We start from the raw sequence: 21084 nt of genomic DNA on the forward strand, positions 1-21084 counted from the left end.
AGGTATGCAATAGCCGGGCGAATGTCCGGCTGGATGAGGCTTATGAAGGGCCGTCCTGTCTCGATATGCAAGCGACTGCGGCTTGTAGAATGAATAGCCGACAAGGCGAATAGTCTGGACGCCTGCCGATCCCCGGCCCGCTTCGAGTGCTCATGGTTACCGTTTCCTCTTCAGGCCGTCTTTACGCGGCCATTAGATGTGGACATGCGCGTTGCACGACAGCGCGCGTGGCACGCTCATGCAACACCTCTCTCTTTCGGCAACAGCTCGAGCACGTTCAGCCAGGGGTCTCGTCATTTTGTGAATGACGTGATCACCGCACAGCGCTTGTATACGAATGCAAGATTTAGTGCTCTCAGGAACTCTCGCATAAGCAAACTTTTTTGTCTACAGAGAGTTTGCATATATCGCAATAAGATCCGGACAAGTGCGGCGCACTAATGGATACAACGCTTCGGCAAGTCTGTTTATGAACCAATTCTATAAAGGATCGCCGAAATGTCACATATACGTGACACACCCGACAATATTGAAAGAAACGCGAAAATCTACGCTGGCACCAGGTCACAGCACGATATCCGCTTTAAAAAACCAGGGACCCACATTGATAATCACACACGACTTCAATAGATACGAATAAGCCGCATATCTGTTTAATTACGCAAATCATATACCTGACCTCATAACGCATTTCCATCATCAAAAAGAGAATACTCCTCTTTAAAAAACGTATCGAACCGGATTTAACTACAGGTCGAACGCCACATATGCCTGGGACCATGCCTCGACTCGGCCTAACCCCGCCCGGGCGTCTTTGCCGGATATCGCGCGACAGTTTTTTACACGGCGAAAAGAGTCGCGTGTTAAAAGTTTGCATCACTGACTTTAACCGTATCCGAGATCGTCGAATTCCGGTATGGCGAGATTACGTGGAACTACCACGACGGCAATCTGCTGTTTGCCGATGCGTGGCGTACGGCCTGAGCGGGATCGGCGATGCCAGTACAGTGCACTTTCAGGCTGAACAGTCAGCGGACGTCGACGCTTTGGTGTTCGGGGTTGGGTGGGGTGACCGCGTATTCGGGGCAGCAGGATGGTCGTGATAACCCGAAGGCGGTAGCAATCCCCAAGATCGGACCTCTGCCACCGGGAAAATACTATCTGCTTGACCGACATTCAGGCGGGCGTTTGGGATGGCTCTATGATCTGGTCACATCAGCAAATATCGGCACGACCGACCGATCGAGATGGGTCATGCTCTGGAATGAACGGACGGGCGACACGACCTATATCAACGGAGTCAAGCGCGGCGCTTTCCGTCTGCATGCTGCTGGCTCCCGAGGAGTTAGCGAAGGCTGCATCACTGTCGGAACGCAGGACGAATTTGATAGGCTCGAACGTCACATTCGCTCGCGACCTCCCGACATTCCTGTTCCAGGTACAACCGACAAAGCATACGGAACAGTGGTGGTCCAATGAAAATAGCGCTGCGCATCTTCGCCTACATCGCATCGACCTATTTCATCGGAGGGACAATCGCGAATACTTATCTCAACTGGCCGATGGACATGCCGGATTGGCTTCATGCCTCGGTCATGTTTGCGATTCGCGTCACGGGACTTGGGGGTTATACAACGCCGACCATGCTGAACTTTGGGCAATGGCGATCATCGCCTGCATCTCGTGGACGCTCACCGGCCTCGCGTTATGGCTCCTCGCACGCGCGGCACACCGCTTGGCGAAGCGTCGCAAAACCTGACGCAACCACCCAACACATCGCTTGGTAAGCGTGCCTTCTTCCGTTATGCTTTCTCTCACTTTCAACGTTGTCAGCAAGCGAAATCAAACAGATTCCCACGGAACGAAGCACGGAAGCCGGTGAGAAACCGGCGCGGTCGCGCCACTGTATCTGTCTTAACGCAGCGCATGCTTAAAGCGCCATTGAGCCAGGAGCCAGACCTGCCTTCGTTCCTGTATCGGACCAACCCGGGGCGCGCAACCCCACGGAGCCGCAACATGAACTTCATTGCCCAACATCGTCGGCCTCGAGCGTCGGCCGACATAACAAGCAGCATTTCAATCAGCCCGCCCGGTTGAGCTGAGCACAAGTCCCCACATAGAACGAATACGCACACCTCCATGCCCGCGCGCCACTGTGCACGGGCATGGTCGAACTCGTCCTTGTCGCACATCTCGTTGCTCAACTTGCTCTTCTTCAATATGAACCGATTGATCTGCTGCTCGCTCGTCGGCGCATCGCTTGCAATATCAGGCGCAAACTCGAATGCGCAAAGCATGACGCTTTACGGTGAACTCGACACCGGCCTCGCCTATGTCAGCAACGTCAATGGACACACGCAATATCTCGCAACGTCAGGGTTGATCGACGGTAGCTTCCTCGGCGTCCAGGGCACCGAAGAACTCGGCGAAGGCACCCAGGCGCTGTTTCGTCTCGAGCGTGGCTTTTCGGTGACGTCCGGTGAAGACATCAACGATCACCCCGCCTATGTCGGCCTTCAATCGGACAGGCTCGGCACCTTGACGCTGGGCCACCAGTACGACCTCATCCACGATTACTTCCAGACGTTCACGCTTACCGGCGGAACCGGCGGCACCGCGTTCGCGCATCCTTTCGATAACGACAACGCCAACAATTCATATCTCGCGGCCAACGCCATCAAATACGCGAGTGCCTCATACGGCGGGTTCACGTTCGGCGGCATGTACGCGTTTTCGAATACCGCGGGACGCTTCGCTGAAAATCGTGCCTACGGTATCGCGACCAACTATGCCCATGGTCCATTCAGTGCCGGCGTCGCGTGGATGCACAACAACGGACGCGGCTTCAACGACATCGGTGCCTTCGAACCGGCTGCCCTGCCGGGCAGCGGCGGCACGTCCCCGCCCGCGCCGCCCGTCGACGCAAGCGCGCAGAAGCAGGACATCATTGCCGCGGGCGCCAACTATGTGATCGGCGACATCACGCTCGCGGGCGCATGGTCGCGCTCGATCTACACAGGCGTCGCCGATATCGACAGCGGCGCCGCCTTGCCGTCCGTCGCGTTCAGCAACTACGAGATCAGCGCGGTCTGGCTCGCCACGCCCACACTGGTACTGGCCGGCATGTACGTGTATTCGAATGCATCGTCGCAACACTGGCATCAGGGCGCGCTGCAAGCCGACTATCAGTTGTCCAAGCGCACGGACGTCTATGTGGAAGCGGTCTATCAGCGTGCCTCGGCCGGCACACTCGCGGTGATCAACTCAATCGATCCATCGGGCGGCCGCAATCAGCTGCTTGTCGCGACAGGCATCCGCCACCGGTTCTGAACGATGAACGAAGTCCAACCGGCCACTTACCTATATTGAAGGCGTTGCATCGTAACCTCTGATTCGATAGATCACGAGATACAGGTCAAAATCCTGATAGGGATAACGCGTCACTATAAAGCGATTTGAAAGAAATCAAAGCGCTTAGCGTTGTCCTTGGCGCCGCCCTGCGCCGACGCGCGGACGTCACGATTCCTCCGCGTTACCGTCAAGCGCGACGCTTTCCCGTCGCGCTAAACCCGCGTCTGGCGCTTTGCGCCGTGCATTGCGTGCTTGATACCCCGATCTCCGGACCTTACCGCGCCCCATCCGGCACCGCGCTCCCATTACGCCGCGTTACACGAAATCTGTGTCTTCCTGATCTGAGCGGTTAAAGTGATGGGTCATTGCCGATCCCGAACGGATTGCTAGCCAATCGTAAGGTGTGCGTGCCGTACATCACGTCATCCTATGCATTTCGCGTTCGGGCCGGCACATTATTCGAAAGCTCGTTTTAATTCTCGATCCTGGTTGGACGGGGTGCTCCTTCGGAACGGGAAAACCAATCGATGAGAACGCGTATGCAGCATAGCTATCCGCCCGGCGTCGGCCGAACCATCACGGCGCCCGCCCCGCGGCTCGGCCGGCGGTCACAGCCGTGGCCACGGTCGCCGTCGCGGTCACGCTCAAAAACAATACGCGCGAGGTAGCCATGAACGCTGTGACGACCCCACAACAGAAGCCCCGGCGCCGCGGTCCGCTGATCATCGCGGTCATCGTGGTCGTGCTGATTGCCTTCGCGGTGCTGCACGTGCTGCGCGGCAAAAAGCCGGTGCGCGCGGCGGCCCCGCAAGTCGTAACCGTCGCAACGGCCACGGTAGGTTCGATGCCGGAAACGCTGAGCGCGCTCGGCACGATTACGCCGATCGCAACCGTCACTGTGCTGCCGCAATTGAGCGGCTATCTGACCGCCGTCGGTTATCGCGAGGGCCAGGATGTCGAAAAAGGCCAGTTTCTCGCGCAAATCGATCCGCGCCAGTTCGAAATCAGCAAGCAGCAAGCTCAGGCGCAACTCGCAAAGGACAACGCCTCGCTCGCGCAAGCCCGCGCCGACCTCGCGCGCTTCACACAACTGAACGAGCACAAGTCCATTGCCGAGCAGACTTACGTCGATCAGCAATTCCTCGTGCAACAGGACGAGGCCGCGGTCAAGGCGGACCTTGCGAACATCGCGCAGTTCGATCTCGATCTCATCTACTGCCATATCACCGCGCCGATCTCGGGCCGCATCGGCCTGCGCCTGATCGATCCGGGCAACTACGTCACCGCGTCGAGCCAGCCCGGCATTGCCGTGATTACGCAGATGAAACCAACCACGGTCGAATTCACCGTGCCGCAAAATTCGCTCGACCATGTGCTGCGTCGCTTCAATACCGGCGCGAAGCTGCCCGTCACGGTCTTTAGCAGCGACAACTCGAAGCAGCTCGCAACGGGCCAGCTCTACACCATCAACAACCAGATGGCGACCGCCACCGGCACGGTCACGCTGCGCGCGAGCCTGCCGAACGACGACGAGGCGCTCTTCCCCAACGAATTCGTCAATGTGACGCTGCTCGTCGACACACTGCAGAACGCCGTGCTCGTGCCGACCTCGGCGGTGCAGACCGGCGCACCTGGCGACTACGTCTACGTCGTGAATGCCAACAACACCGTGTCGGTGCGCAAGGTCGCGATCGGGCCGACCAACGGCGCGTACACCGCGATCACGTCGGGGCTGACCGCGGGCCAGCGCGTCGTGACCGATGGGCTCGACCGCTTGTCGGATGGCGCGCATATCAGGCCGGGCGCCGCACGCGCGGCACCGGCAAGCGGCGCCAGCGCGGCGCCGGCCGCATCGGACGCAAACGCGGAAGCGCAGGATTCGTGAGGCGCCGATGACTGACCGACGAGCGACCGGCAAGTCCGGCAAGAGACCGACACGCACTCCACAAGCCGGCCATAAGCCGCCCCTCCAGCGCCGATGAATTTCTCCCGCCTCTTTATCCTGAGACCGGTGGCGACGTCGCTGCTGATGATCGCGCTCGTGCTGATCGGCCTTGTCGCGATGAAGTTCCTGCCGGTCTCGTCGCTGCCGTCGGTCGACTATCCGACGATCCAGGTGCAGACCTTCTACCCCGGCGCGAGCCCGCACGTGATGGCGACCACGGTGACCGCGCCGCTCGAAGTGCAGCTCGGCCAGATACCGGGCCTGCAGCAGATGATCTCGTACAGCTCCGAAGGCGCGTCGATCATCACGCTGCAGTTCGATCTGTCGCTGAACCTCGACGTCGCGCAGCAGAACGTGCAGCAGGCCATTAACGCGGCCAACAGTTTCCTGCCCGCCGGCCTGCCCGCGCCGCCCACGTACGCCAAGGTCAATCCCGCGGACCAGCCGATCCTTACGCTCGCGCTGACGTCGAAGTCGATGTCGCTCACGCAGTTGCAGGACGTTGCGAACAATCGCCTCGCGACCAAAATTTCCGAAGTGCAGGGTGTCGGTCTTGTCACCACCGCAGGCGGCAATGTGCCGGCCGTGCGGGTCGAAGCCGATCCGCAGAAACTCGCGGGATACGGCCTCAATATCGACGACCTGCGCACGCTGCTCGCGAACATCAACGTGAGCCAGCCGAAAGGCAATTTCGACGGCCCCGAGCTCGATTACACGATCAACGGCAACGATCAGATTGTCGACCCCGAGGACTATATGAACTCGGTGATCGCGTATCAGAACGGCGCGCCCGTCTATCTGCGCGACGTCGCGCGCGCAAGCCAGGCGCCGCAGGACGTCGAGCGCGGCGCGTGGTTCAACAAGACGCCGGCGATCGTCATCAACGTGCAGCGCCAGCCCGGCGCGAACGTGATCCGCACGGTCAACCAGATCATGCAGCAGTTGCCGAAGCTCGAATCGACGCTGCCGGCCGGCATGAAGGTAACCGTGGTTGCGGACAGCACCGGTGTGATCCGCTCGTCGGTACGCGATGCGGCGTTCGAACTGATTCTCGCGATCGTGCTGGTCGTCGCGGTGATCTTCGTGTTCCTGCGCAACGTGCCCGCCACGATCATCCCGAGCATCTCCGTGCCGGTCTCGCTGATCGGCACGCTCGCGGTGATGTACCAGCTCAACTACTCGATCGACAATCTGTCGCTGATGGCGCTGATCATCGCAACCGGTTTCGTCGTCGACGACTCGATCGTGATGATCGAGAATATCGTGCGTTACCTCGAAGAAGGCATGGGTCCGCTCGAGGCGGCCTTGAAGGGCGCCGGCCAAATCGGCTTTACGATTCTGTCGCTCACGGTGTCGCTGATCGCAGTGCTGATTCCGCTGCTGTTTATGGGCGGCGTGATCGGCCGGCTCTTCAGCGAGTTCGCCATTACGCTTGCCGTGACGATCGTGCTGTCGGCCGTCGTCTCGCTGACGGTCGTGCCGATGATGTGCGCGCGTATTCTGCGCGCCCAGGCCGAACGGCATCCGAGCCGCTTCGAGCGCATCAGCGAAGGGCTCTTCGACAAAACGCTCGCGGCGTACGAGCGCGGCCTGCGTTGGGTGCTCGACCATCAGACGCTGACGCTGTTCGTCGCGCTCGGCACCGTGGCACTCACGCTGATTCTCTACATCGTCATACCGAAAGGTCTGTTCCCGGTGCAGGACGTCGGCGTCCTGCAAGGCATCAGCGTCGCCGACAACTCGGTGTCGTACTCGACGATGGTCAAACGGCAAAACGACCTCGCGCAGGCAATCCTCAAGGATCCGGACGTCGTGTCGCTCACGTCTTACGTCGGCATCGACGGCACGAATACGACACTGAACAACGGGCGCTTTCTGATCAACCTGCGCCCGCGCGACGACCGTTCGCTGACGGCCGAGGAAATCGGCCGGCGCATTCAGGAGGAAACGGAGAAAGTGCCGGGCATCCGGCTCTATCTGCAGCCCGAGCAGGATCTGACGCTCGATACGACCGTCACGAAAAACCAGTACAACTTCGTGCTGCGCGGTCCGAACGAGCAGGCGTTCCAGCAATACGTGCCCGCGCTCATCGATCGCATGAAGAAGATTCCGTCGATCAGCGACGTGACAAGCGACCTCAACGTGGACGGCCTCGGCATTTACGTCGACGTGAACCGTCAGCTCGCGGCGCGCTACGGCATCACCGCGGCGACGATCGACAACGCGCTTTACGATGCGCTCGGCCAGCGCATCGTATCGACGATCTTCCAGCAGTCGGACCAGTACCGCGTCATTCTGGTGGCCAAGCCCGAAGCGTTGGCCGACGTGCAATCGCTCGGCAACCTCTATCTGCCGAGCCAGACGGGCAGCAGCGGCCAGGTGCAGCTATCGGGCATCGCGAAGCTGCACATCGTGCGCACGCCGCTGGTGGTGAGCCACCTCGCGCAATTCCCGTCCGTGACGATCTCGTTCAATCTCGCGAAGGATGCCTCGCTGAGCGCCGCCGTGCGTGCGATTCGCGACGCGGAGACTGCCGTGAATCTGCCACCGTCGATCACGTCGACGTTCCAGGGCGCGGCGCAAGCGTTCGAAGATTCGCTTTCGAGCGAGGTCTATCTGCTGATCGCCGCGCTGGCGGCCGTGTATATCGTGCTCGGCGTGCTGTACGAAAGCTATATCCATCCGGTGACGATTCTGTCCACGCTGCCGTCGGCCGGCATCGGCGCGCTGCTCGCGCTGATGATCGCGGGCAGCGACCTCGACGTGATCGGCATTATCGGCATCGTGCTGCTGATCGGCATCGTGAAGAAAAACGCGATCATGATGGTCGACTTCGCGCTCGAAGCCGAACGCGTGCACGGCAAATCGCCGCGCGAAGCGATTTTCGAGGCGTCGCTGCTGCGCTTCCGCCCGATCCTGATGACCACGCTCGCCGCGATGCTCGGCGCCCTGCCGATGCTGCTCGGCACCGGCACGGGCTCCGAACTGCGCCGGCCGCTCGGCCTCGCGATTATCGGCGGTTTGACGTTAAGCCAGGTGCTCACGCTATTCACGACGCCCGTCATCTATCTGTTCTTCGACCGGCTCGCGCGGCGCTTCTCGCGCAAGCGCCGCGAGCGCGATGAAGGCGGCGCGCAGCGGGGCGCGCCGTGAATATTTCGGCGCTGTTTATCCGGCGGCCTGTCGCGACCAGTCTGTTAGCGGTTGCGATTCTGCTGGCGGGTTTTCTCGCGTATTTCCAGCTGCCGGTCGCGCCGCTGCCGAATGTCGCTTACCCGGTAATCGTCGTGCAGGCGCAGATGGCCGGCGCCAGCCCCGAGACGATGGCCTCGACCGTTGCCGAACCGCTCGAGCGCCGGCTCGGCACGATCGCCGACGTCGCCGAACTGACGTCGACGAGCTATGTCGGCACCTCGATGATCGTCGTCGTGTTCGGCCTGAATCGCGATATCAACGGCGCCGCGCGCGATGTCGAAGCAGCGATCCAGGCCGCGCGCGCGGATCTGCCGACCACCTTGCGTGCCAATCCAACCTACCGCCAGTACAACCCCGCGAGCGCGCCGGTCATGGTGCTCGCGCTGACGTCGGATACGCTCACCAAAGCGCAGCTCTACGATTCCGCCGACTCGGTGATTCAGCAGCAGTTATCGCAAGTGGACGGCGTCGGCCAGATCACGCTCGGCGGCGGCGCCCTGCCTTCGGTGCGCGTCGAACTGCAGCCGGGCAAGCTCAATAGCTACGGCATCGGCCTCGAGGACGTGCGCGCCGCCGTCAGCGCTGCCAACGCCGATAGCGCAAAAGGTCATATCGACCAGAAAGGCCAGCGCTTCGAGATCCTGTCGAACGACCAGATCAGCAACGCGGCGCCCTATCGCGACATCGTGATTGCTTACCGGCAAGGCGCGCCCGTTCTTTTACGCGATGTCGCGAGCGTGATCGATTCGAACGAGAACATCCGTAACGCGGGTCTTTATAACGGCAAATCCGCGGTGCTCGTGATCGTCTATCCGCTGCCGGGCAGCAATGTCGTGAAGACGGTCAGCCAGATCCAGGCACGGCTGCCCGCCATCGAAGCGGCGATGCCGAGTTCGATTCATATCAATGTCGCGATCGACCGCTCGGAGTCGGTGCGCGCATCGACCTCCGATACCGAGCGCACGCTGTTTATCGCGGTACTGCTCGTGGTGGGCGTGGTCTTCATCTTCCTGCTGTCGCCGCGCGCAACGCTGATTCCCGCCGTCGCGCTGCCGCTTTCGATTGTCGGCACGTTCGGCCCGATGTATCTGCTCGGCTATAGCATCGACAATCTGTCGCTGATGGCGCTGACAATCGGCACCGGCTTCGTGGTCGACGATGCGGTGGTCGTGCTCGAAAACATCGTGCGTCATATCGAAGCCGGACTCGACCCGAAAGAAGCGGCGATACGCGGCGCCGGCGAAGTCGGCTTTACCGTCATATCGATGAGCCTCTCGTTGATCGCCGTGTTTTTGCCGATTCTGCTGATGCCGGGCATTGTCGGCCTGCTGTTCCATGAGTTCGCGGTGACGCTGTCGATTGCGATTCTGCTGTCGCTCGTCATTTCGCTGACGGTCACGCCGACCATGTGCGCCTATGTGCTGAAGCGCGAACAGGCCGGCCATCCGAAATGGCGCATCGCGCAGTGGATCGACAACGGCTTCACGCGTTTTCGCGACGCATATAGCCGCTCGCTCGAGCTCGTGCTCGATCATGCGCTGCTGATCGGCCTTTCGCTGATCGCGCTGCTCGTCGCCAATGTGTTCCTGTTCCGCTTTCTCTCCGCGACATTTTTCCCCGAGCAGGACACCGGCATTCTGATCGGGCAGATCATCGCGGACCAGAGCATTTCCTTCAACGCGATGCAAAAGAAGCTCGCGCAACTGCAGGCCATCGTGCAGAAAGACCCGGCCGTGCAATCGGTGGCGGGCTTTACCGGCGGGCGCGCGTTGAATACGGCCAACGTGTTTATCGAGCTCAAGCCGCTTGCGCAACGGCATCTTTCCGCCACGCAAGTGGTCAACCGGCTGCGGCCGAAGCTCAGCGCCGTGTCCGGCGCGCAACTGTTCCTGCAGGCGCAGCAGGACTTGCGTATCGGCGGACGGCAATCGGCGGCCGAATACCAGTACACGCTGACCAGCGACGACCCGGACGCGCTGTTCAAATGGGTGCCGAAGCTCGTTACCGCGCTCGGCAAACATCGAGGCCAGATCGCCGATGTCAATTCGGACCTGCAGCAAAACGGCCTGCAGGCCTACGTAAAAGTGAGCCGCAGCACCGCGATGCGTTACGGCTTCGTGGCGAACCAGATCGACAACGTGCTCTACGATGCCTTCGGGCAGCGCACGGTATCCACGATTTTCAATCCGCTGAATCAGTATTTTGTGGTGATGGAGGTCGCGCCCGAATACTGGCAGTATCCGCAATCGCTGAGCGGCATCTATCTCAGTACCGCCGCCGGCAACGCGAGCGGCACGCAGCAGACCCAGATGCAGGGCGGCACGGTTAGCGGCGTGACGCAGCCGGTTGCAATTGCCGCGGCGGCCAGCGCGGCGGCGGCCACCAATGCGCTCAATTCGAATGCCCAGGCAAACTCGCAGACCAACAGCATTGCGAACAGCAAGGGCGGCAGCTCGACCGGCAGCGCCGATAGTACGGCAGCCGAAACGATGGTGCCGCTCCCCGCGATGATCAACTGGACGAGCAGCCACACCGCCACCCAGGTCAACCACCAGAGCGGCCTCGTGGCCGGCACGATCTCGTTCAACCTGCCGGCCGGCGGTTCGCTGAGCACGGCCGACGCGGCAATCGAACAGGCGTCGCGCGAGATCGGCATTCCGGCCTCCGTGCACGGCGCATTCGCGGGCGCCGCGCAAGCGTATGCGCAGTCGATGGGCACCGTGCCGTTGCTGATTTTCGCCGCGCTGGTCGTCGTCTATATCGTGCTGGGCGTGCTTTACGAGAACACGATCCACCCGCTCACCATTCTTTCCACCCTGCCGTCGGCCGGCATCGGCGCGACGCTTGCCCTGCTGATTTTCGGCACGCCGTTCTCGGTGATCGCGATGATCGGCATTATTCTGCTGATCGGTATCGTCAAGAAGAACGGCATCATGATGGTCGACGTCGCGATCCAGCTGCAGCGCAACGGAAAAATGGATGCGCGCGCAGCCATTCACGAAGCCGCGGTCGTGCGTCTGCGCCCGATCATGATGACGACCGCCGCCGCCGTGCTCGGTGCGCTGCCGCTCGCGATCGGCATCGGCCAGGGTGCATCGCTACGGCAGCCGCTCGGCGTCACCGTGATGGGCGGCCTCGTGCTGAGCCAGGTCTTTACGCTGTACACGACGCCCGTGATCTACCTCTATCTCGACCGCCTGCGTTCGAAGGTGGCGCGCTGGTCCGCGCAGCTGCCGTGGAACCGCCGGCCTCCCACAACCGACACACCGGATGCACCGGATACGGGCGCGCAATGATGAACATGACCCGCACGCTACTCGCGCTCTCGCTCGTCGCGTTGACGAGCGGCTGCATGGTCGGCCCCGACTACAGGAAGCCACAGGTTGCCGTGCCGGCGACCTGGTCTGAATTGCCGGGCTGGACGCAGGCGCACCCCACCGCGGCCGAAGGCCCGAAAGGCGACTGGTGGACCGCCTTCAACGATCCGCTGCTCGACGAACTCGAGCCGCAGGTCGCCGTGTCGAACCAGACCGTGCGCCAGAGCTACGCAAACTATCAGCAGGCGATCGCCGAAGTGCGCATCGCGCGTGCGGGGCTTTTCCCGACCCTGGCCGTGCAAGGCTCGCTCACGCGCGAGCGTAGTCCGACCAGCACGTTCGGCAGCTCGTCGTTCCTTCCGCAGGCGGGCGGCGCGCGCATCAACAACGGCGGCTCGCTCGAAGGCAGCGCGAGCTGGGACCTCGATGTGTGGGGCCAGGTGCGCCGCACGATCGAACAGAATTCCGCAACGGCGCAAGCGAGCGAGGCGACGCTTGTGAATGCAACGCTGTCGGAACAGATTGCGCTCGCGAATGCGGTAATCGATTTGCGCATTACCGACGCGAATATCGATCTGCTCACGCAAACCGTCGAAGCGTTCAGCGAATTTCTGCGCGTGGTCAACGAGCAGGATCGCGCGGGCACGGTGCCGCCGTCAAACCTTGTCTCGGCGCGCACGCAGCTGGAAAACGCGCAGGCGAATCTGATTGCGCTGGGCGTGTCGCGCGCGCAGTTTCAGCATGCGATTGCGGTGCTGGTCGGCAAGAACCCCGGAGAACTGAGCATCCCGCACAGCACCGCGCTGCCGACGCTGCCCGACATTCCCGCGGGCGTGCCGTCGACTATCCTGCAGCGCCGGCCCGATATCGCAACGGCGGAACGTCAGATGGCGGCCGCCAATGCGTCGATCGGCATCGCAATCGCCGCCTACTATCCGGACATTTCGCTGTCCGCACTCGATGGCTTCACGCAGTCGCCGCTCAACGGTTTGATGCATATCAGCAACTACGTGTGGTCGCTGGGCGCGAACGCGAGCGAGACGATATTCGACGGCGGTCTGCGCAGCGGGCAGGTTGCGGCCGCGCGGGCCGGCTACGATGCGGCAGTCGCGAACTATCGCGGCACCGTGCTGACCGCGTTCGAAGACGTCGAAAACGATCTCTCCGGTCTGCGCATTCTCGCGAACCAGGCACAGGCGCTCGATGCGGCCGTGAAGGATGCGATCCGCGGCACCGAGATCGCGCAGAACGAATACCAGGCCGGCACCGTCGACTACACCACCGTCGCCACCGCGCAAACGACGCAACTGAACGATCAGCAGACCGCATTGAGCGTGCAGCAGCAACGATTGCTCGATGCGGCCGCGTTGATCGGCGATCTGGGCGGAGGATGGTCGGGGGTATTGCACGATCCGCTGCATCCGGAGAAAGCGGCGCTGTTGCCGGATGCAAATACGGGTTCGAATGCCGCCTCGGGCGCAAGTTCGGGCGCCAGGGATGCGGCGAATCCATAGTGTCGCTCCCAGCCACGCACGTGTGATCGCCGGCGCGCGCATGCCTGAAGGGGCAACCCGACCGCTAAAGCTCGATCTGCGCGCCGACTTCGAACACCCGGTTGGCGGGCAGCTTGAAGAACGCCGCAATATTGCCGACGTTGTGCAGCATCACCGCGAAAAGCCGCCCGCGCCACAACGCCATACCGCTGCCCGGCTTCGGCACGAGCGTCGCGCGACTCAGGAACCACGACGCGGCGATCGGCTCGCACGACATCCCTTCCACCTTGCACTCGACCAGCGCTTTCGGAAGATCGATTTCGTCCTTGAATCCGTACGTCACCGATACCTGAAAGCAGCCTGAACCGAGCGCCCTCGCCACCACGCGCTCAGCGGTCGGTACATACGGCACCTCTTTCGTAATCACCGTCAGAAACAGCACCCGTTCGTGCAGCACATGGTTGTGCAGCAGATTATTGGCAAGCGCATGCGGCACCGCGTCGGGATTCGGCGTGAGAAAGATGGCCGTGCCCTCGACACGCAAGGGCGAACTCGCCACCAGTGTCGCCAGATACGATCTGAGCGGCGTCGTGCCCGCCCGCACGCGCGCCTCGGCGAGCATGCGTTGCCAGCCGCGTCCCCAGGTGGCCATAATCGTGAACATGACCGCGCCGATCACGAGCGGAAACCAGCCGCCCGCGGCGATCTTCAACAGGTTCGAGGCGAAGAACGTCGCGTCGATCACGAAAAAGAAGAGCGTTGCGCAAACGCACAGCAACCAGTTGTAGTGCCATGCGTACCGCACCACGAAGAACGTGAGAAAGGTCGTGATCAGCATCGTGCCCGTCACGGCGATGCCATATGCGGCGCCAAGCGCGGTCGACGAGCCGAAGCCGAGCACCGCTGCCACGACGGCCGCCAGCAGTATCCAGTTGATGCCGGGCACGTAGATCTGGCCGATTTCCTGCGCGGACGTATGAATCACATTCATCCGCGGTAGAAACGATAGCTGCATGGCCTGCTTCGCCATCGAATAGGTGCCGGAAATAACGGCCTGCGAAGCAATGACCGTTGCGGCCGTTGCAAGCGCGACCATCGGAAACAGCGCCCAGTCGGGAAACAGGTGATAAAACGGATTTTGCTGCGCCGCCGGATGCGCAAGCAGCAGCGCGCCCTGGCCCAGATAGTTGAGCGCGAGGGCCGGAAACACCATGCCGAACCACATCAGGCGAATCGGCCGCTTGCCGAAGTGGCCCATATCGGCGTACAACGCTTCGGCGCCCGTTAGCGACAGCACGACGGCGCCCAGCGCGACAAACGCAAGCCAGCGGTGATGCATGAAAAAGCCGAGGCCTTGCAGCGGATTAAGCGCAACCAGAATGATTGGCGCCGCAACGATATTGACGAGCCCTGCAACGCCGATCACGACGAACCACAGCACCATCACGGGCCCGAACACCACGCCGATGCCAGCCGTGCCGCGCCTTTGCAGCAGGAACAACGCCACGAGCGCAACGAGCGTCACGGGAACCACGCAGGTTTTCAGCACCGGCGCGGCGACCTCTAGCCCTTCGACGGCACTCAACACCGAGATGGCCGGCGTAATCACGCTGTCGCCGAAGAACAGCGACGCGCCGATCACGCCGACCATGAGCAGCATATGGCGCAAGCGGCGCCTTCCCACCACCGACGACGCCGCCAGCGCAAGCAGCGCCATGATGCCGCCCTCGCCGTGATTGTGCGCACGCAAAACGAGTGTGACGTACTTGAGCGACACGAGAATCATCAGCGACCAGAAGATCAGCGACACAATGCCGACGATATTGAAAGCATTGAGCGGCAGCCCGCTCTCCGCATCGAATACCGTGGACAACGTATAGAGCGGACTCGTGCCGATGTCGCCATAAACCACGCCGAGCGCCGCCAGCGAAAGCGCGGGCCGATGCGGGTCGGGCACGCCGATTTGCTGCGCACCGGCCGCTGCGGATGCGGGGTGTCCCATGTCTTCCTCCTGATGTTTTTCGCATCGCAGCAAAGCGGCGGCATGGGGCATCGGGTCGTCGCCTTCAGCACTGCGGTTTTGAAAAGTATAGGAAGTGGCAGCAGGGAGACATGGGGTATTACGCGGTGGCTCGACGCGTCAGACCCGGGCACGTGCGATTTCCTCGATCGCGCGGCTTCGCGCGGCAAAGCTCGGCGCCGAGCGTTGCTTCACGAGTTCGAGCACCTCGCGAGGCGCGGTTTGCGGATCGCCCGCGTTAAACGGCGGAGCCGGCGCATATTCGAGTTCGAGCTGAATGGCGTGCGCTTCCTGCAGCCCCGCGAGTTCCGCCGCCAACGTCAAACCGAAATCGATGCCGGCTGTCACGCCTCCGCCCGTCATCAGATTGCCGTCGCGCACCACGCGGCCCTGCGTCGGAATCGCGCCGAGCGGTTCGAGCAACGCGTGGTATGCCCAGTGCGTGGTGGCGCGCCGCCCGCGAAGCAGCCCGGCCGCGCCGAGCAGCAGCGCGCCCGTGCACACCGATGTGACATAGCGCGCGCCGGCCGCCTGCTTCTGCACGAACGCGACCGTTTCCGCGTCCTGCAGAAGACGCGTGACGCCGGTTCCGCCGGGAATGCAGATCACATCGAGCTGCGGGCAATCGTCGTACGTTGCGGTGGGCGTCAGTGCGAGCCCATTGCTCGAGACGACCCGCTCGCGTGTTTTCCAGATCAGATGCGTCGCGGTGCCGGGCACCGAGGCGAGTACCTCGTGCGGCCCGGTCAGATCGAGTTGCTGGACTTGCGGAAACACCAGAAAACCGATTTGCAGCGTCATGGGATACCTCGTGAAATGATGCAACGGTGAGCCCCCGCGGCGGAATGCGCAAGGTGGACAGAACGATTCTATGCAGGTAGCCTTTGGCGAAATTGCCATTTCTCCCACAGTTTCTGCCAACCATGTCCAGCGAAGCCCGATCTGTTCTGTTGCTCGCGTTCGCGAATGTGCAGCTGCTCGACGTTTGCGGTCCCCTGCAGGTGTTCGCTTCCGCGAACGAACTCGCGGCGCAACGCGGGCTCGCCACGCCTTACGTTCCCCGGGTCGTTGCGGCCGAACGCGGCCCGATCGCCACTTCATCGGGCGTCGCGCTGATGGCCGATTCGATACGGTCCGTTAAAGGCGAGATCCATACGCTGATCATCCCTGGCGGGCGTGGCGTGATCGCGGCCTCTGAAGACGCGCGCCTGATCCGGTGGACACAGCGGCAGGCGGCGCGTTCGACGCGCATTGCGTCGGTATGTTCGGGCGCGTTTTTGCTCGCCGAGGCCGGTATGCTCGACGGGCGTCGCGTCGTCACGCATTGGGCGCGCTGCGACGAACTCGCCGAACGTTATCCGCAATTGCGTGTCGAGACCGATCCGATCTTTATCCGCGACGGCGATATCTGGACCTCCGCCGGCGTCACGGCGGGAATCGACCTCGCGCTTGCGCTCGTCGAAGAAGATCACGGGCGTTCGATGGCGCTCGATGTCGCGCGCGAACTCGTCGTGTTTCTGAAGCGGCCGGGCGGCCAGTCGCAGTTCAGCGCGATGCTGTCGATGCAACGGGCCGACGACCGCTTCGGCGAATTGCATGCGTGGATGGCCTCGCATATTGCGTCGGATCTTTCCGTGCCGTTGCTGGCAAAACGCCTGCATATGAGCGAACGCAGCTTTATGCGTCACTACAAGGCGGAAACGGGCCGCACGCCTGCGCGCACGGTCGAACAGCTGCGCGTCGAAGCTGCGCAACGCATGCTCGGCGAAACGTCGTGGCCCGCGAAACGGATCGCCACGCGCTGCGGATTCGGCAGTGAAGAGACGATGCGGCGCAGCTTTATTCGTCTATTGGGCGTGGCGCCGCAGGTGTATCGCGAGCGATTTTCCTGAAACGGGGCGGCCGCGCCCCAGTTAGCGCGCCGCGTCGGTTGCGAGGCGGAACACGCGCACTGCGTCTTCGAGCGCGCGCGCCTGTTCGCGCATGCTGGCCGCCGCGGCCGCCGCCTCTTCGACAAGCGCGACGTTCTGCTGCGTCATTTCGTCCATCTGAACGATCGCGCGATTCACTTCGCTGATACCCGTGCTTTGTTCGTTGCTCGCGCGCGTAATCTCGTTCATCAGGTTCACGACGTTTTCGACAGCGCTGACAATCTCGTTCATATTGCGTCCGGCCTCGTCGACAAGCGCGCCGCCCGCATCGACATTGCCGACCGAATCGCCGATCAGCGCCTTGATTTCCTTCGCCGCCGCCGCGCTGCGTTGCGCGAGCCCGCGCACCTCGCCTGCCACCACCGCGAAGCCGCGCCCCTCTTCGCCTGCGCGCGCGGCTTCGACCGCCGCGTTCAAGGCAAGAATATTCGTTTGAAACGCAATGCCGTCGATCACGCCGATGATGTCGACGATCTTCTGCGAACTGCCGCGGATCAGCGACATCGTATTGACCACCTCGCCGACCACGTTGCCGCCTTTGACCGCCAGACCCGAGACCGACATGACATGCTCGTTCGCATTCGACGCGTGCCCGGCATTGGTGCGGACCATCGACGTCAATTCGCTGATCGCCGACGCGGTCTCTTCGAGCGAACCGGCCTGCGCTTCGGTACGCGCCGAAAGGTCGGCATTGCCGGCTGCGATTTCGCGCGCGGCCAGCGCGATCGTATCGGACGCCCGCCGCACGTTGCCGACCACCGACGCCAGGCCGACGCTGATGCCGTTGATCGCCTGCATCAGTTGCCCGAGATCGTCGCGACGACTGACGTGCACTTGTGCCGTCAGGTCGCCGGCGGCCAGTTTTTCCGCAGCGGCTTTCGCTTCGCGCAGCGGCACGCCGAGTCCGCGCCGCAGCGCGACGTAAATCAGCATGCTGACGAGCAGCGCGCCGAGCAGCGCGCATCCCGCGATTTCGCCTGATTGCGTCGAACTCCATGCTTGCGCTGCGTTGTCGTTTGCCCGGTCGCCAAGCACAACCGCGCGCACCAGCCAGGCATAGCCCGACAGCACCACTGTCGCCGCAACGAACGTCAGCAGCGCGAGCTTCGCGCCCATCGATAAGGTCCAGGCCTCGCTGACATCGAAGCCGACATACATCGCGCCGATCACCTGCCCTGCGCTATTCGTGATCGGCCCGTACTGCGTCATGTATTGCTTGCCGAACAACGTCGCGTAACCGGTATAAGACCGCCCGCCGCGCAACAGCCGGTAAGCGGGATGCGAGCGATCGAGCACGGTGCCCACGGCTCGCTCGCCGTTTTGCAGCTTGACCGACGTCGCGACCCGCACAAGGTCTTCGCCGCTTATGACGAAGAGCGTCGCAGTCGACCCGGTATTCGACGTAAAACGGTCGACGTCGCCGTAATTCAGATTCAGCATCGTGTTGCCGTTCAACAGTTTCGGCGTAACGATGCCGCGAATATCGACGCCATCCGATTCGTCGCGCGTAAAAGCGGCGGGAAAATATCCAGCGAGCATGCGCGCGTGGCGGCTCACCTGGATTTTGAGCGGTAGCAGTGGGTTCATTGTTTTGTTATCGAGGGCTGTTGTTTGGGTTATAAAACCAAAATAAATCAGACTCCTTCGCGGCGCATATTAGACAGGTTATTGCGCCAATTAGCAATTCAGGCGAAACCCAATCCGGAGTGGCACGTTATCGGCAAATCGGGCAACTGCGGTATGCTTGACCGATGCATAAATACGAAAGAAATCACACGCTCGGTCTCGCCCAGATTCATTTCGCCGTCTTGCTGGCGGGCTGCGCCGGCCTTTTCGCAAAGTTACTGACAGTCGGCGCCGCGCAATTGACGGCCGGGCGAACCGTTTTCGGAAGCGTTGCCTTGCTGCTGTTCGCGTTCGCCACGAAACAAAGCCTGAGGCTCGCGACGCTTAAAGACACCGCGGCACTGGCATTGTCCGGCATCATCCTGGCGCTGCACTGGTTCAGCTTTTTCCATTCCATTCAGGTTTCGACGGTCGCGCTCGGCTTGCTGTCGTTTTCGACTTTTCCGCTATTTACGACCTTGCTCGAGCCGCTCGTGTTCGGCGAGCGAATCCGCCGCGCCGACATGGTGACGGCGTTCGTCGTCACGGTTGGCCTCGCGCTCGTCACACCGAGCCTCGATTTCAGCAATCACCTGACCCAAGGCGTGCTGTGGGGAATACTCTCCGCGCTGGCTTATGCGGTGCTCGCGCTGTTAAGCCGCCAATATACGGCGCGCTATCCGTCGGCCTGCGTGTCGTTTTATCAGCAGGCCGTCGCGGCGATATGCATCGTGCCTTTCGCATTGCAAGCGCAAAGCCCGATCTCGGGAACCGACTGGCTGTATCTGATCGTCCTCGGCGTCGTTTTTACAGCGCTTGGGCAAGGGCTCGTCGTGGCGAGCCTCAAACACCTCAACGCGCAAACGACGAGCGTCGTATTCGGCCTCGAGCCCGTGTACGGCATTGCCCTCGCGTGGCTGCTGATCGGCGAGACGCCTGCGTTAAGGACCGCGCTCGGCGGCGTGCTGATTTGCGGCGCGGTCGTGCTCGCATCGCTCAGACGGCGCTAGTCGCGCGGCGGTGGCGGCGCGTCGCTCGCGGGCTCATGTCGGGTCCGCTGCCCGCCGCCGGCGAAAAGACTATGATTGGCAGCAGCTATTAAAGGGCTCTCCATGGAAAAACAGGCACTCATTATCGGCGCGACGGGTATTGTCGGCGGCAATCTCGTACAACATCTGCTCGCATGCGGCGACTGGCAGGTCACGGGCCTTTCTCGCGGACGCACGCCGCTGCAAGCCGGCATCGATTCCGTTACCGCGGACCTTACTTCACAGGAATCGGTCGCGAACGCATTGCGCGGCCGCCGGTTTAGTCATGTGTTCTTTACCGCCTGGTCGCGGCAGGCCACCGAACGCGAAAATATTCGCGTCAACGGCGCGATGGTCAAACATGTGCTCGACGCGCTGGGCCCGACCGGTCAGCTCAAGCATGCGGCGCTCGTCACGGGGCTCAAGCACTACCTCGGGCCTTTTGAAGCATATGCGCAAGGCAATGTGCCGCTTACGCCGTTTCGTGAAGAACAGGGCCGGCAGCCGGTCGACAACTTTTACTACGAGCAGGAAGACCGCGTATTCGAAGCCGCGAAACAATATGGTTTCGGATGGAGCGTGCATCGCCCGCACACGATCATCGGCTTTGCGCTCGGCAATGCGATGAATATGGGCGTGACGCTCGCCGTCTATGCGACGCTGTGCAAGCAGACGGGCCAGCCGTTCATCTTCCCCGGCTCCGCCGCGCAATGGGAAAGCCTGACGGACATGACGGATGCGCGGCTGCTCGCACGCCACCTCGAATGGGCGGCCACGTCACCGAATGCGCGCAACGAAGACTTCAATGTGGTCAACGGCGACGTGTTCCGCTGGAAATGGATGTGGTCGCGCCTTGCGGAATATTTCGATATCGAGCCCGCACCATTCGATGGTCAGACGCGGCCACTGGAAAGCCGGATGCAAAACGCCGGCAAACAGTGGAAAGACATCGCGACGCGCCATCAGCTGAAAGAACCCGACATCGACGCGCTCGTCTCGTGGTGGCACACCGATGCCGATCTCGGCCGGCCGATGGAAGTGCTGACGGATATGAGCAAAAGCCGCAAAGCGGGCTTTCTCGACTATCAAAGCACGCCCGATGCGTTCTTTGCGCTGTTCGACCGGTTGAAGGCGGAGAAGATTATTCCGGCCTGAAAGCAAGGCGAATTGCAATCGCGCGGTACGGATATGTCGCGGCA

General features: G+C 61.9%; 13 protein-coding genes and 1 riboswitch. Of the genes, 10 read left to right on the forward strand and 3 right to left on the reverse strand.

Going from position 1 to position 21084, the window contains the following annotated elements:
- Positions 1-996: 996 nt before the first annotated feature.
- The 7 genes from ACYPXD_RS08380 (at position 997) to ACYPXD_RS08410 (ending at position 13322) form a co-directional block, all read left to right on the forward strand.
- Positions 997-1479, forward strand: a complete 483-nt coding sequence (locus ACYPXD_RS08380; RefSeq protein ID WP_459709662.1) for a DUF2778 domain-containing protein — start codon at positions 997-999, stop codon at positions 1477-1479.
- Positions 1476-1787, forward strand: coding sequence for a hypothetical protein (locus ACYPXD_RS08385; RefSeq protein WP_459709665.1), 312 nt, complete (start codon positions 1476-1478; stop codon positions 1785-1787). Before ACYPXD_RS08380 ends, ACYPXD_RS08385 begins: the two co-directional genes overlap by 4 nt.
- Positions 1788-1831: 44 nt before the next feature.
- Positions 1832-1977: riboswitch (cobalamin riboswitch) on the forward strand.
- 243 nt (positions 1978-2220) lie between these two features.
- Positions 2221-3330: a porin gene (locus tag ACYPXD_RS08390; RefSeq protein ID WP_459711395.1), complete on the forward strand. Its 1110-nt coding sequence runs from the start codon at positions 2221-2223 to the stop codon at positions 3328-3330.
- A 691-nt stretch (positions 3331-4021) separates the two neighbouring features.
- Complete coding sequence (locus ACYPXD_RS08395; RefSeq protein WP_459709667.1) at positions 4022-5236, forward strand: efflux RND transporter periplasmic adaptor subunit; 1215 nt, start codon at positions 4022-4024, stop codon at positions 5234-5236.
- Between the two features lie 93 nt (positions 5237-5329).
- Entirely contained in the window at positions 5330-8449 is a 3120-nt protein-coding gene (locus ACYPXD_RS08400) for an efflux RND transporter permease subunit (RefSeq protein ID WP_459709669.1), read from the forward strand.
- Complete coding sequence (locus ACYPXD_RS08405) at positions 8446-11787, forward strand: efflux RND transporter permease subunit (RefSeq protein WP_459709671.1); 3342 nt, start codon at positions 8446-8448, stop codon at positions 11785-11787. Before ACYPXD_RS08400 ends, ACYPXD_RS08405 begins: the two co-directional genes overlap by 4 nt.
- Entirely contained in the window at positions 11787-13322 is a 1536-nt protein-coding gene (locus ACYPXD_RS08410) for an efflux transporter outer membrane subunit (RefSeq protein WP_459711399.1), read from the forward strand. Before ACYPXD_RS08405 ends, ACYPXD_RS08410 begins: the two co-directional genes overlap by 1 nt.
- Before the next feature lie 64 nt (positions 13323-13386).
- Here ACYPXD_RS08410 and ACYPXD_RS08415 read toward each other — a convergent pair whose 3' ends face one another.
- Together ACYPXD_RS08415 and ACYPXD_RS08420 are read right to left on the reverse strand one after the other, a co-directional pair.
- On the reverse strand, positions 13387-15303 hold the full coding sequence (locus ACYPXD_RS08415) for a potassium transporter Kup (RefSeq protein WP_459709673.1): 1917 nt from the start codon (positions 15301-15303) through the stop codon (positions 13387-13389).
- A 138-nt stretch (positions 15304-15441) separates the two neighbouring features.
- On the reverse strand, positions 15442-16122 hold the full coding sequence (locus tag ACYPXD_RS08420) for a DJ-1/PfpI family protein (RefSeq protein WP_459709676.1): 681 nt from the start codon (positions 16120-16122) through the stop codon (positions 15442-15444).
- 122 nt (positions 16123-16244) lie between these two features.
- Here ACYPXD_RS08420 and ACYPXD_RS08425 point away from each other — a divergent pair, with 122 nt between their 5' ends.
- Entirely contained in the window at positions 16245-17213 is a 969-nt protein-coding gene (locus tag ACYPXD_RS08425; RefSeq protein ID WP_459709678.1) for a GlxA family transcriptional regulator, read from the forward strand.
- A gap of 21 nt (positions 17214-17234) precedes the next feature.
- Here the strand turns inward: ACYPXD_RS08425 and ACYPXD_RS08430 are convergent, their stop codons facing one another.
- On the reverse strand, positions 17235-18839 hold the full coding sequence (locus tag ACYPXD_RS08430) for a methyl-accepting chemotaxis protein (RefSeq protein ID WP_459709680.1): 1605 nt from the start codon (positions 18837-18839) through the stop codon (positions 17235-17237).
- A gap of 164 nt (positions 18840-19003) precedes the next feature.
- On the opposite strand from ACYPXD_RS08430, the gene ACYPXD_RS08435 reads away from it, so the two are divergent.
- Together ACYPXD_RS08435 and ACYPXD_RS08440 are read left to right on the forward strand one after the other, a co-directional pair.
- Positions 19004-19867 (forward strand): DMT family transporter, encoded by an 864-nt coding sequence (locus ACYPXD_RS08435; RefSeq protein ID WP_459709682.1) that lies wholly within the window; start codon positions 19004-19006, stop codon positions 19865-19867.
- A gap of 102 nt (positions 19868-19969) precedes the next feature.
- Positions 19970-21040 carry an SDR family oxidoreductase gene (locus ACYPXD_RS08440; RefSeq protein ID WP_459709684.1) on the forward strand — a complete coding sequence of 357 codons (1071 nt, stop codon included), beginning with the start codon at positions 19970-19972 and terminating at the stop codon, positions 21038-21040.
- Positions 21041-21084 lie beyond the last annotated feature (44 nt).

The sequence above is a fragment of the Paraburkholderia sp. 2C genome (genome assembly GCF_054589215.1).

Coding starts and splice junctions, on each gene's coding strand:
- ACYPXD_RS08410 (WP_459711399.1), top strand. CDS start 11,787: ATGAACATGACCCGCACGCTACTCGCGCTCTCGCTCGTCGCGTTGACG.
- ACYPXD_RS08420 (WP_459709676.1), bottom strand. CDS start 16,122: ATGACGCTGCAAATCGGTTTTCTGGTGTTTCCGCAAGTCCAGCAACTC.
- ACYPXD_RS08385 (WP_459709665.1), top strand. CDS start 1,476: ATGAAAATAGCGCTGCGCATCTTCGCCTACATCGCATCGACCTATTTC.
- ACYPXD_RS08395 (WP_459709667.1), top strand. CDS start 4,022: ATGAACGCTGTGACGACCCCACAACAGAAGCCCCGGCGCCGCGGTCCG.
- ACYPXD_RS08440 (WP_459709684.1), top strand. CDS start 19,970: ATGGAAAAACAGGCACTCATTATCGGCGCGACGGGTATTGTCGGCGGC.
- ACYPXD_RS08400 (WP_459709669.1), top strand. CDS start 5,330: ATGAATTTCTCCCGCCTCTTTATCCTGAGACCGGTGGCGACGTCGCTG.
- ACYPXD_RS08415 (WP_459709673.1), bottom strand. CDS start 15,303: ATGGGACACCCCGCATCCGCAGCGGCCGGTGCGCAGCAAATCGGCGTG.
- ACYPXD_RS08430 (WP_459709680.1), bottom strand. CDS start 18,839: ATGAACCCACTGCTACCGCTCAAAATCCAGGTGAGCCGCCACGCGCGC.
- ACYPXD_RS08425 (WP_459709678.1), top strand. CDS start 16,245: ATGTCCAGCGAAGCCCGATCTGTTCTGTTGCTCGCGTTCGCGAATGTG.
- ACYPXD_RS08380 (WP_459709662.1), top strand. CDS start 997: ATGCCAGTACAGTGCACTTTCAGGCTGAACAGTCAGCGGACGTCGACG.
- ACYPXD_RS08435 (WP_459709682.1), top strand. CDS start 19,004: ATGCATAAATACGAAAGAAATCACACGCTCGGTCTCGCCCAGATTCAT.
- ACYPXD_RS08390 (WP_459711395.1), top strand. CDS start 2,221: ATGAACCGATTGATCTGCTGCTCGCTCGTCGGCGCATCGCTTGCAATA.